Genomic DNA, 12460 nt, shown 5'->3' on the forward strand with positions numbered 1-12460 from the left:
CCCCATAATGGCAGAAACAGTAACGCTAGAAATCTTCCGTTACCGGCCGGACCAAGAGGATGAACCCGCGTTCGACACTTACGAGGTTCCTTTCCGGGAGGATTGGGTGATTCTTGACGCCATAAACTACATCAAAGACGAAATGGATGGGTCACTTTCATATCGTTGGTCCTGCCGCATGGGAGTCTGTGGGAGTTGCGGCATGATAGTCAACGGAGTCCCCGTGTTAACCTGCGGCGATTTTCTCAGGGACTATCATCCCTACAAGATCCGTGTAGAACCTCTTACCGGATTCCCGGTTGAGCGGGATCTGGTGGTGGTGATGGACGATTTTATGGATAAATTGAAACGTGTGAGCCCGTGGATCATCCGGGAGGAGGAACAGGAGAAACCCGTCGAAGAAGGAGAATATCTCCAGACGCCGGCCGAACTGGAAAGGTACAAACAGTATTCCATGTGCATTAACTGCATGCTCTGTTATGCCGCCTGTCCAGTGTACTCCCTCGACTCAACGTTCATCGGGCCAGCGGCCATCGCCCTGGCTCAACGGTACAACATGGACTCCCGTGACCAGGGAAGAGACCGCCGCCAGGAGGTCATGACGGGCCACGATGGAATCTGGGAATGCTCGTACGTGGGTGAGTGCAGCGCCGTCTGCCCCAAAGATGTGGACCCCGCCGCCGCCATCCAACGGGCCAAACTTCCAAGCAGTCTGGAATGGTTCAAGGAAGTCCTTCTCCCACGGGGTAAGAGACGGTGAAACCTTATCACAGGCCCTTTCCCAAAATGTGGTGGGTGAAGCGACGATCGTATTTCCTGTTCATGATGCGTGAACTCACAAGCGTCTTCGTAGCGGGCTATTGTATCTTTCTCCTCGTGATGATATATACCCTCGGTAGAGGGGACGGGATTATGGGTCTTCTCGCGTCACCAGTCAGTGTCGTATTTCACGCCCTCGCCCTCCCTTTTGTACTCTACCACACGATCACGTGGTTTAACCTCACACCCAAGATCCTGGTCCTTCGAATCGGGGAGGAACGGGTTCCTCCCGCCCTTATAGCCGGAACGTTCTATGCGGGGTGGATCATCATTTCACTTATAGTTGGCTGGATTGTGCTGGCCACGTAAGCTATGACGAAGTCGACAGAACCACTCTGGTGGTCATTGTTCTCAGCCGGGGGGATGGTTTCGGCCATGTTTTTTCCCGTACTTATCATTCTAACAGGCTTCATTTTGCCTTCAAAAGAAACCGTGTCTGTGGAGAGACTACATACCGCAGTTTCCGGTCCTGTTGTAAAGTTCATTCTCCTGGGCGTGATTGCCCTACCCCTGTTTCACTGGGCCCACCGGTTTCGCTATACCCTAGTGGATATGGGACTCAAAAAGGCGGATAATCTAATCTCCATTATTTGCTACGGAAGCGCCGTTGTGGGTACTGCAATGGCCGCCGGTGTTCTGTGGCAGCTTTGACTTACTGAATAAATGTCAGGTAGTTACCCCTGTCAATGACTTCGAAACTTGAATTATTATAGGTCATAAGCCAATCTTTGGGGGGCTTCACTCTCCGCTTCTGCCACTTGATTTCATAGCCAAATAATTTTCCCGCACGCTCCTCAATCAGGTCGATTTCCTTTCTGTCATAGGTTCGCCAGAAGTAAGAATGAGTAGATTGACGCGAATATTCCATTTTTTTCTTTCGCTCAATAATGACGTAGTTTTCCCATAAGCGCCCAAGATCGTCCCTGATTTCTATTGGATTGAAATTCCCTATAAGTGCATTACGAATGCCGTTATCGTAGAAGTAGTACCGCCTGTTTTTTGTAATTTCTTTTCGCAAGTTCCTACTGAACCCCGAACGCCCATAAATCACGAAAACCTTCTCCAGCAAGTCGAGATATCGGTCGACTGTATTCTTGCTCATCCTTAATTGGGTGCCCAACTCGTTGTGCGAAACGTCTCTACCGATTTGAAATGCCAATAGCTGCAACAGACGGACCAACTTATCAGAATGTCGAACGCCTTCTAATTCCAATATATCTTTGAATAAGTATGAAGCAACCAACTCTCTAAGGTAACCTTCTCGCTTTATGTTGTCTTGCGTGGTTACCGCTTCAGGATAACTTCCATAGAGAAGTCGGGATTCCAGATTCGCTTGCGTCTCATGCGAGGTTTCCATCATCGATATCTCCATCTGGGCCAACGGGAACAGCTGTAGCACATACTTTCTACCAGTAAGAGGCTCGCCAATATCCTTTGCAATGTCAAAGGACGAGGATGCCGTGGCGATTACTTTTATGTTAGGAATATGGTCGACGATTAGCTTTAGGTTAACGCCAATATTTTTGATTCTTTGAGCCTCATCAACAATGAGTAAAGAACTGTCACCTACAAAATCTCGCAGCTTTGGGACTGACTGACTTTCCAGATTCTGTCGGACGATAATGTCATCGCCATCGACATATAGACCATCTTCATCGACGGTCTTTAGAAACTTCCGAACTAATGTGGTTTTGCCCACCCTCCGGGCTCCATAGATAACAACTACCTTGCCCGGAGTTATTAGCGCTTGAAGATTCCGAAGCTGCTGTTGCGGTATATACATTATGACTTCCTATAATTCCGTCATATTACTGACCAACTTTATAATAATATGGTCAGTAAGTCAACAATATTTTAGAAAACTTGGTCTATTGCATTGCCAGAGACTCTGGTGTTCGATGATTGAACTTGTTTGGTAGGAAAGTAGCGAGCAGTATTAAACAAGGAGGGGGTGTCTGAAGTCCGATTGCTTAGACTGAGACGGACTCTTTTTTGCTTCTCTTCAGGCCAGTCGTGGTCATCTTCCGGCGGATATAGGCAAATACTTCCAGAAGGGGGAGATCTTTCGGACAGACGTCGTCACAGCTCATCATGCCAAAACAACCGAAGACGCCCTCATCCGTTGAAACGAGTTCAAACCAGTCGCTATCCTCACGCTGGTCCCTCGGGTCAATCATGAATCGACCGATGCGGAATAGTCCAGCCGCTCCCAAAAAGTCCGGGGCCACCAGAGCGGTGGCACAGCCCGCGATACAGCAGCCACACTCAATGCACCGCTCCGACTCATAGATTTTGTTGGCCAGCTCATTGTCCATGCGTTCTTCCTGTGCATCGGGATCAAATTCCTTCTGGGTATGAATCCACGATTCCACCTGCTCAGACATCTGGCGGAACCACACCTCCGTGTCCACCGAAAGATCTCCCAGCAATTTGAAGAAGGGAAGAGGATATAATTCAATGGTATCGAGAAGATTGGAAGTGAGGGTACGGCAGGCCAGGGTGGGCCGCCCATTGATCATCATCCCACAGGAACCGCAGACCCCGGCCCTGCAAACAAAGTCGAACATCAACCCGGGGGCCTGCTCTTCCCTAATTTTGTGGAGTGCGGTAAAAAGGTTCAAGCGCGGTGTCTCTTCCAACTTAAAAGACTCCACTCTGGGATGACCGTTTTCCAGACCTGGATTGTAACGAAAGATTTTAAAGGTTAACAGACGTCCCATCAGCCGCCTTCCTTGTCAAGTTCTGACCGCCACGCTTCCTTGGGTAATTGTGTCCCCGCAGGTTTAACAGTGTCGAACCGTCCCCTTGCCTTCTGCTCTTCGTACACCTTCTTGTTGTACGTTTGCAATGATATTCTCATAGGGATTTGTTCTCCCTCTCCATATCCCCTTTCACCCGGGGGCAGGTCCAGTATACCCACGGGTTCATAATCGAATAAGGGTTCGTCTGCCCCTTCGGGCCATCTGACAAGAGTGCGCTTCAGCCAGTTGGCGTCGTCACGGGCCGGATAATCCTCCCGATAATGGGCTCCCCGGGATTCTTTCCGGGCCAAGGCTCCCATGGCGATCACGAGAGCTTGCTTGGCCATTCCCTCAATGCGCAAAGCGCCAGACAATTCAGGGTTCATCCCTGGCGCCCGGAACCGAACTCTTACTTTTTGAATTCGCTCAACAACATCCTTCAGTTTGGTAACGGCCGTCTCAAGCCTTTCACCATTCCGGAAAATACCCACATCATTGATCAATGCCTCCGCTATCTCGTCGCGAAGTCGGTATACGTCTTCACCGTCGTTACTACTCAGCAACTGAGCAATCTTGCCATTTTCCTTTTTGACAAAAGACTCGGCCAGGGAAACATCGCTCACCAGAGTGGAGTTCCTTGCGTAATCGGCAATGTGTTCACCTACAATCATTCCCGCTACGACCGTCTCAGCCAAGGAATTGCCCCCAAGCCGATTGAAGCCATGTAAATCCCAGCACGATGCCTCTCCCGCGGCATACAGCCCTTTCATATTGTAAGCGTGTCCGTCCTTATTCACACGGATACCACCCATGGAATAGTGCTGAGTGGGCCGTACTGGGACCAGTTCCTTTATGGGGTTTACCCCGATAAAATGCATGCAGATATCATATACTTCCCGAAGCTTTGTCTTCAGGTGATGTTCCCCCAGATGGCGTAAATCCATCCAGAGATGATCCCCGTACGGCGACTTCACCCCGTTCCCCTTCAAAATGTGTTCTATCATCCGCCGGGATACCACATCCCGGGATGCCAGCTCCTGTTTTTCCGGTTCGTAGTCGGGCATGAAGCGATATTCATCCACATCCAGGAGAATCCCCCCATCTCCGCGGCAGCCCTCGGTCACGAGAATATCTGTGGGAACAAGCCCGGTAGGGTGAAACTGTACAGCCTCCATGTTTCCTAAAGGAACGATGCCTGTCTGGAGGGCCAGCCATGAACCCGTACCTTCATTGATAATCGCGTTGGTGGAAATTCCGTAAAGACGTCCGTAACCCCCCGTGGCGATCACCGTGGCTTTGGCGAAGTAGACCACGATCTCACCATTGCGAAGGGAACGAACCACAGCCCCCATACACCTGCCATCCGCATGTATGAGCCGTAAAGCTTCCATTCGGTCGTGAACCGTGATCCCCAGCTGAACTGCCATATTGTCCATGGTATAAAGAACGGAGTGGCCTGTCCCATCCGCCGTATAGCAAGTACGCCATTTGGCGGTGCCTCCAAAAGCACGGGCGGTGATGAGACCTTCTTTTTCATAATCCTCAACAATGGTCGCTTTCTTTCCCTTAATAAAAACCTCCTGAGGCCCTCCTTTCACACGATTCCAGGGTACGCCAAAGTGCGCCATCTCCCGCATGGCAATGGGGGCGCTGTCCGTAAAAATACGTGCCACTTCCTGATCGTTCCCCCAGTCGGATCCCCTTATGGTATCGAGCCAGTGGACAGTGGTATTATCACCCTTGCCCATGACGCTGTTGCCAAGAGAAGCCTGCATCCCCCCCTGAGCCGCACAGGAATGACTGCGCCGGGGGGGGACCAGCGACAGCATGATCACGTCCAACCCTTCGCTGGAGCAAGCAATGGCCGTCCGCTCACCTGCGAGACCTGCACCAATCACCAGGACATCGGTGGTGACGATCTCGGCCATTCAGAAGCTTCCTCCCGATTCAGGCAAGAGCAACGCCAGAGGAGGAGCCAGCACACCAGCCAGCACCAGCAGTGTGACAATGCCAATAATGGTGAAGAACCAGAGAACGATTCGCTCGCTCCTGTGCGCCATCTGGCGTGTCATACGCTTTCCGGTGAAAGGGATGCGCGAGCCCACGCCCCATTTGACAGCAACCCGGTAAAGTCCGATGCCCGCATGCAGTTCCACGCAAAACAGCAGCACGGCGTAAAGTATCCACATGCCATCCTGCACCCGTGCCATACTCTCACTGGCGGTGATTCCAGCACCGCCGAAGGTGCGCTGCCAGATGTCAGCAACCACCACAAAAAGATGGATCGATCCGATGGCAAGAATGATCATCCCGGTGCGTACCTGCCAGATCCACAGTGAGGTTTCAGAATGGTCCCGGTGCCGGATTTCAGATCTCGGGTCCTGGTTCCACCGTTTCCTCGCCCCCTTCACTGTACGTCCCAGCTCCATCATTCGTCTCCGCTCACTGAGTTTTCCAGGAATCTTCCGGCTCGCTGTCACGAAATGCACGAAGAAAGCCACCGTCACCAAGATAACAATCAGCTGGGCCAGCCAGGTGGTTTCAAGGACATTTGACACGAAATCGAATCCTCTCTGGCCCGTCAGGATGCTTCCCACGAAGAGCATGTGGGTCCACATGAACAGGGCGAGAAAAACGCCCGTTGCCGCACTGATCCACTCATCCGTCAGGGCTCTCCGGGGGCCCTTCCTGTCCCCGGGAAGCTTTTGCTTCTGGAACAGGACGTCCATATACAGTTTGGAACTTATATTTTTCATCTGGCTGTACTTATGGTAATTTAGGACCGTTTTGTCCGTGTTTTATGGAAAACCTGTGGTCCTAGTCCCTCTTTATGCCCAGCTCCTTCATCTTTCTTGATAAGTTGGACTGGTGCATCCCCAGCTCTCTCGCCGCTGAACTGATGTTCCAATCGTGTTTTTTTAGCTGAGTGGTGAGATAGCGAATCTCGAATTCTCTTTTGGCAACCTTGAAATCGCGGGTCTCAAACAAAGATCCCTCTGCTTCTCCCCGGCGATTCATCTCGGAAACAAAGGGAAGAATATCCTCTTCTGTTATGGAATCTGAAACCGTCAAAATGTATAGTCTCTCAATCAGATTCTTTAATTCCCTCACATTGCCGGGAAACGGGTAGCTTTTCAGGCGATCCTGAGCCCTCACATCCATCCGTTTCGGTGGAATCTTCAGCTCAACGGAAAACTGACGGAGAAAATAGTCGGTAAGAATTTCAATATCTCCCTCCCGTTCTCTCAACGGAGGAATCACAACAGGCACAACGTTCAGGCGATAATAAAGATCCTCTCGAAAAGTGCCCTTTTGAATCATGGTTTCAAGATCCTTGTTCGTAGCGGCGACTATCCTCACGTCAATGGCAATGGTTTTATTTCCTCCCACTCGCTGGAATTTCCCTTCCTCAACGACCCTCAGGACCTTCGCCTGAGCCGAATCGCTCATGTCTCCAATTTCATCCAGAAAAAGTGTCCCTGCGTCTGCAATTTCCAGTTTTCCCAGTTTCTGCCGATCGGCTCCCGTAAACGCCCCCTTTTCGTGGCCGAAAAGTTCGCTTTCAACCAGCTCATTGGGGATGGCGGCTGAATTGAATTTCACGAACGGGCCGCCCGTTCTCCTGCTCCCTTCGTGAATCGCAAAAGCGATCAGTTCTTTCCCGGCTCCACTTTCTCCCCGGATGAGAACCTTCGAATCCGTCCGGGCCACTTTTCCAATCGTCTGTCGAATCTTAACCATCTGGGGTGACTCCCCCACGAGCCGGTAGCGTGACCGGTCAGAAGTTTCCCCCTCCTGGAGCCTTGTCAAGAGGTTCCTTTTTTCGCTGATGTTTCTTGCGGCGGTTAAGATTTTAGCCATGGAGAGGGGCTTCTCCAAAAAGTCGTAAGCGCCCAGCTTCACTGCCTCCACCGCCGTCTCAATGCCGCTGTGACCTGAAATCATCAGAACGTCAAGTTCCGCCTGGATTTCCTTTGTCTCCCTGAATACCTGAATGCCATCCATTCCAGGTAATTTGACGTCCAGAATAACCAGGTCCACCCACTCCCGGGACAGAATGTCTAGCGCCTTCTCCCCGGAATCTGCCGACACCACATCGTACCCTTCGTCCACCAGAATATCTGTCAGCGTCCTCCGAATATTCTTTTCGTCATCGACAACAAGGATTCTCATGGCATAACTTTCCCCTCATCACGGTCGTACCTTCGGGACGGTGCCCGATTCGGAAACGTCATTGCGAAGGTTGTCCCCACTCCCGGTTGACTGTCTGCCTTTACCCTCCCCTGGTGCTGCTCCACAATCCGCTTTACGATGGCAAGTCCAAGACCGGTTCCCTTTTTTCGCGTGGAGAAATAGGGATCAAAAATCTTCTCCAAATCCTCTGGAGGGATTCCAGAACCCCGGTCTGAGATCTCAACGGATATTTGCCCGTGAATGACAGAAGTGGACATGCGAATGGTACAGTCATCCCCTGAAGATTGAATTGCGTTTTGAATGATGTTCACGAATACCTGCTTCATTTGAAGGCGGTCCATATGGAATGGGGGTAGATTGTCTGCCAGCTCCATCTGGAAGTCCGCCTGGTCCTCATATGGAATAATGATTTCCTTCAGCTGCTCGTTCAGGTCGTGAGGGGCAATATTCGCTTCCGGTAGCCGGGCAAACTGGGAAAATTCCGTCGCCAGCGATTGCAGATTATCGATTTCCTCCTGAATAATCGAGGCCGACTCCAGAAATAAGTCGTGAAATTCTTTCGCTGACAGGCTCTTTTTGCTTTCCATTCGCTCCAGGGCCAGCCGGATGGGGGTGAGAGGATTCTTAATCTCGTGGGCCATCACCCGGGCCATTTCCCGCCACATGCTCTCTTTTTCGGCCCGAATCAATCTCTCCCGGTTTGCGTCCAGTTCCCCGGCCATCTTATTGAAGGATGCAATCAAATCGTTCAGCGGTGAGAACTTGCTTTCCCTTACGCGTATTCTCCAATTCCCTTTCGACAGTTCCTCAGTGCCAGACTGGAGCCGGCGGAGGGGGCGGGAGACCAGGTTAAATGTGATGAAAAAGAGAATCGCCACGGCAATCACCAGGAAAATGAATATGAAGCGGGAATAAAGCGCAATCTCTTTTTTGAAAAGATCCGCCTCCAGGTCCCGCTGCCATTCCATTGACAGGACAGACTCCACTTCTTCCCGGAACCTCTCCCTCTCTTCAGGCCCCATCCCGCCACCGTGATCCTGATACATCGCGTCCAGCTTTTCCCTCATATCCGGCCTGTGGACATTTGCCGAGTATTCCTCAAAACTTACCAGAAAAAAGTGTCGAAAGAAAAGAGCCGAGACGATAACCAGGAACAGCACCAGGAAAACGATCTGGGTTCGAAAGGAGGGGATCAACAATCTCATTGCCTGAATATGTCTCCCTCAAAAGGGTCGGAAGTGGCCACGGGCTTTTGACTGCTCCAGTAGAACATTAGATTGAGTCTCTCATCCATGCCGGGAAGGTCAATTTCTTCCATGAGCGCAGTTACCAGTACGGAGTATTCCTCCCCAGACGAGAGGTCACGGGATCCCGCAACCGCAATTTCGTCGACTTCCGCCAGCATCACCTTTGCCTCTTCCAGCGACAGACCGTCCCTCCGCTCCCCATGATGAGAGCAAAACACCTCATAAATCTGCTCTACCAGAGAGTACTCGACAGAATGGTAAAAGGTCATTTCATGGATGGCCTCATCAGTGTTAACTCCGATCACCTCTACCAGAAAATGGATCTGGATTTCCTGCCCGGAGCTGAAGATCCTATCGAGATCCTCCGAAAAACAATTGACCAGGCGGGTGGATAGAACAAGCCGGTCCCCCTTGGCCTCCAGATTCACCTCCTCGAACTGGGGGATGACACCTGATATCGTGGAATAGAACATGGAACCGATGGCTATCACGGCTGCAACGATTTTCTTAGACAGGAGGGCAAAGACATTCTCTTCCATATCCAAAATTAGCCCAGATTGACTATCTTTGGGTCAACTTTTACCCACAAAAGGTTCGAAAGAAGAAGTGGCCAGCCCAACCCGTGTACGGGTCGCACTGGCCACTCTTTTCCTGGTTAACCCTGTTAATCGTGCTTACGGAATAGGAAGCAGAAGAGGAATGACCGTCAAAGCAATGAGAAGGCAGGGAATAATGAGACTGCTTTCAATTTTTCGATGTTTCTTCATTTTTGACCTCACCAATCGGTTCATGACGCTACCTTGCACGTTCTAGTATCCAAACCAAAATCCCAGTGAAAAGGTCGGTCCCGAGGGTACGGCAGGAGAGACACTGTCAACCCCCTCAACCGTGAAATCGAACGGTTTCTCCGTCCACTTGTCGTCACCGGCGTAAGTACCTAAATACCCCACCGATCCATGAACACCAACCCAGTTCTTGATCCGCACAAGAAGTCCGACAGAAGGCCGATAGACAAAGTAACCCTTCTCAAACCGAACGGAATAACTGTTCTTGGCAGCAATGTTCTCACCCCACGTGACGTCGCCGTTTGTCTGACTCATCGACAATGTCGTTCCTCCACCACCTAACAGCACGCCCACATCCAACACGAATCTATCAGTGAAAAGGGGCACTTTTTTCTGAAGAGTCACCCCTCCAAACGCCGTTTCCAGCTTGTACGCTTTCCAACCAACCTGACCCTGATCGTCTTCAACGGAAATCTGCTGCCTCTTTTCAAACCCCCCTCCAGCGCCCCCGATGAACCATCCTTTCCCCACATTCCCCATGCCGCCACCACCCCACGCGACGACAAGTCCTCCGGGAATGGCATCAAATTTGTTAGCTTTCAGGAATTTATTAATCCCCTTGAAATCGAAATCGATGAAATAAGGCTCAAATCCTCCTCCACCGTATCCCGGAGACAACCTCTTCCCCACTTCAGCCGGGACCTCCCCGAACTCATCGACTTTCGCCTTCTGGGAATAAAATATGACGTCGGTTGTCATCACCTTCTCATCCCGAAAAAACTTTATTTCCACCGTGTCACCGATACTCCTGGCGTTTCTCATCCTCAACAGATGGTCCTCGTAACGCACCTTCTCGCCGTCAAATTCCATGATGATATCCCCTTCCCTCAGGCTGGCAAGATCCGCACTTCCACCTCGAACGACGCCCTCAATCAACACGCCGTAGTTCTCAGGATAGTGTGCCTCATAGGCGTCCTGGAAATCCATGTCGTCGATGTGGAGACCAAACCTGGGCCGGACCTCACGCCTTGACTCCCGCTGCTGAGCCAACATGGGGACGACGAGAGGCATAGGAGGCACCTTCATAACTCCCAAGTCTATCTCTTGGTCATATTCCCCCACCACTTCCTCAGTTTCCAGGCTCTCTTCCGCCTCCTCCTCTTCCTGCGAGAAAGCCTCGGAAGGTAGGAGGAGTAGTCCGGTCATGAGACCGGTCACAAATATGATGTCTGTCACTCTTACTCCAGTCTTTGCTTTTGTCATGTCACATGCTCCTTCCTTTTCAATTCTCGTTCTCGCGTTTTGTCAATACCCTAGTGCAACATCCGTGCCAAAAGACACTGTTCTGTTTATAACATAAAGAATTACAACGCGTTATCAGAAATGAGGCGGCGAGGTTCTGGGCCTGCTGTTATATCAAAACGATATAGAAGAAGCTCAGATTGATATGGATTGGATCAACAGGAGGGTCAGGAGGGTTATCAGTAGGGATTTCCCCCCAGGCGGAGCCACTCATTGAAAAGGGTTACACACTCCTCCTTGAGGCAGCCCCCTGCCACTTCCACGGGACTTCCCCCCAAGCGTTTCATTTCCACGTTGGAAATGGTCAATTCGTTGAACCCGGCCTGGAGGCCATCTGAAATGCTGGCTCCGTATACGAGTCGGCTGATTCTCGCCCAGTGGATGGCTCCGAAACACATGGGACACGGTTCCGTGGTGGAGTAGAGGACGCATCCCGAAAGATCCACCGTGTTGAGAACGTGGCAGGCCTCGCGGATTCCCCCAATCTCAGCATGAGCCGTAATGTCCGTCCTCTGCCATACCACATTGTGGAGACAGGTTATCACCTGGGCATTCCTGATTATGCATACACCAAAAGGGGATTGTTTCTTCTTGATGCCTTCCCGGGCCTTCTCTACGGCCAGGCGCATGAACAGCTCGTCCTCCCGTTTAGACACAGCCATGCTTGCTCCTTTTTTTGAAGAATCCCCAGTCGCGGGTGGCGTCTGGAGTTACGGTGGAGGGATCAGCCCTTGAGTCTGAAGTTTACCGGTATAGAGATCCAGACACCCACCGGCCTGTCTCTCTGTTTGGCGGGCCTGAATCTGGTTTTCTTGATGGCGTTCATGGCGGCCTCATTCAGTCCGGTGTTGGGAATCCCCTTCAGGGTTACGGTGTCTGTCACTTTTCCTTTCTTATCCACAAACGCTTGGATGACCACGGTCCCTTCGATTCCCGCTTCCTGGGCTATCTCCGGGTAGATGATGTTCTTCTGAATAGCCCCGTAGCCTCCGATGGGTATGGGAGGGTCATCATATGCGATAAATCGGACTCGCGGACCTTCATCGGGCGGAGGCGGAGGAGAGTCCCATTCCACAAAATCATCCAGTTCCGTCTCATCAATGGTCACATCGTCGGCCAGGTCTTCACTTTCCGATTCCACCGGAATGGCCGGCCGTGATGGAGGAGGCGGCAATTCGAACTGCTGGGTTTGGGGAATATCGAACTGCTCAATATCAATCCGGATTTCCTTCTCGATGAACTGGCTGGCTTCAAACTTGGGAAAGGCCACCAAAAGAGCGATGAGAAGGATAATGCTCACGAAAATCATGGCCCGCACCGTAACGGGATAACGGAGCTTGAGAGAAACCCTTGGGTCTTTTCGAAGAATCAT

13 protein-coding genes are annotated in these 12460 nt (G+C 51.3%); 3 read left to right on the top strand and 10 right to left on the bottom strand.

Annotated features, from left to right (window positions below; all coding sequences use genetic code 11):
* The first annotated feature begins 7 nt into the window (after positions 1-7).
* The 3 genes from V3U24_09965 to frdD are packed head-to-tail and all read left to right on the top strand — an operon-like array spanning position 8 to position 1470.
* Entirely contained in the window at positions 8-760 is a 753-nt protein-coding gene (locus tag V3U24_09965) for a succinate dehydrogenase/fumarate reductase iron-sulfur subunit (GenBank protein MEE9167766.1), read from the top strand.
* A 35-nt stretch (positions 761-795) separates the two neighbouring features.
* Positions 796-1128 carry a fumarate reductase subunit C gene (locus V3U24_09970; GenBank protein ID MEE9167767.1) on the top strand — a complete coding sequence of 111 codons (333 nt, stop codon included), beginning with the start codon at positions 796-798 and terminating at the stop codon, positions 1126-1128.
* A gap of 3 nt (positions 1129-1131) precedes the next feature.
* Complete coding sequence (gene frdD, locus V3U24_09975) at positions 1132-1470, top strand: fumarate reductase subunit FrdD (protein MEE9167768.1); 339 nt, start codon at positions 1132-1134, stop codon at positions 1468-1470.
* Position 1471: 1 nt separating this feature from the next.
* Here frdD and V3U24_09980 read toward each other — a convergent pair whose 3' ends face one another.
* From V3U24_09980 to V3U24_10025, 10 genes are all read right to left on the bottom strand, one after another.
* Positions 1472-2602: an ATP-binding protein gene (locus V3U24_09980; protein MEE9167769.1), complete on the bottom strand. Its 1131-nt coding sequence runs from the start codon at positions 2600-2602 to the stop codon at positions 1472-1474.
* 187 nt (positions 2603-2789) lie between these two features.
* Complete coding sequence (locus V3U24_09985; protein MEE9167770.1) at positions 2790-3539, bottom strand: fumarate reductase iron-sulfur subunit; 750 nt, start codon at positions 3537-3539, stop codon at positions 2790-2792.
* Positions 3539-5488, bottom strand: a complete 1950-nt coding sequence (locus V3U24_09990) for a fumarate reductase flavoprotein subunit (protein ID MEE9167771.1) — start codon at positions 5486-5488, stop codon at positions 3539-3541. Before V3U24_09990 ends, V3U24_09985 begins: the two co-directional genes overlap by 1 nt.
* Positions 5489-6316, bottom strand: a complete 828-nt coding sequence (locus V3U24_09995; GenBank protein MEE9167772.1) for a hypothetical protein — start codon at positions 6314-6316, stop codon at positions 5489-5491.
* 61 nt (positions 6317-6377) lie between these two features.
* Entirely contained in the window at positions 6378-7733 is a 1356-nt protein-coding gene (locus V3U24_10000; GenBank protein ID MEE9167773.1) for a sigma-54 dependent transcriptional regulator, read from the bottom strand.
* Positions 7730-8959, bottom strand: a complete 1230-nt coding sequence (locus tag V3U24_10005) for an ATP-binding protein (GenBank protein MEE9167774.1) — start codon at positions 8957-8959, stop codon at positions 7730-7732. Before V3U24_10005 ends, V3U24_10000 begins: the two co-directional genes overlap by 4 nt.
* The gene (locus V3U24_10010) at positions 8956-9540 is read right to left on the bottom strand and encodes a DUF4390 domain-containing protein (protein MEE9167775.1); all 585 of its coding nucleotides are present in this window, start codon (positions 9538-9540) and stop codon (positions 8956-8958) included. The genes V3U24_10005 and V3U24_10010 overlap by 4 nt, the downstream gene beginning before the upstream one ends.
* Before the next feature lie 270 nt (positions 9541-9810).
* Positions 9811-11049, bottom strand: a complete 1239-nt coding sequence (locus V3U24_10015) for a PDZ domain-containing protein (protein MEE9167776.1) — start codon at positions 11047-11049, stop codon at positions 9811-9813.
* Between the two features lie 218 nt (positions 11050-11267).
* Positions 11268-11750 (bottom strand): nucleoside deaminase, encoded by a 483-nt coding sequence (locus V3U24_10020; GenBank protein ID MEE9167777.1) that lies wholly within the window; start codon positions 11748-11750, stop codon positions 11268-11270.
* A 62-nt stretch (positions 11751-11812) separates the two neighbouring features.
* Positions 11813-12460 (bottom strand): energy transducer TonB, encoded by a 648-nt coding sequence (locus tag V3U24_10025; GenBank protein ID MEE9167778.1) that lies wholly within the window; start codon positions 12458-12460, stop codon positions 11813-11815.

Source organism: Candidatus Neomarinimicrobiota bacterium (genome assembly GCA_036476315.1).
GTDB lineage: Bacteria > Fidelibacterota > Marinisomatia > Marinisomatales > S15-B10 > JAZGBI01.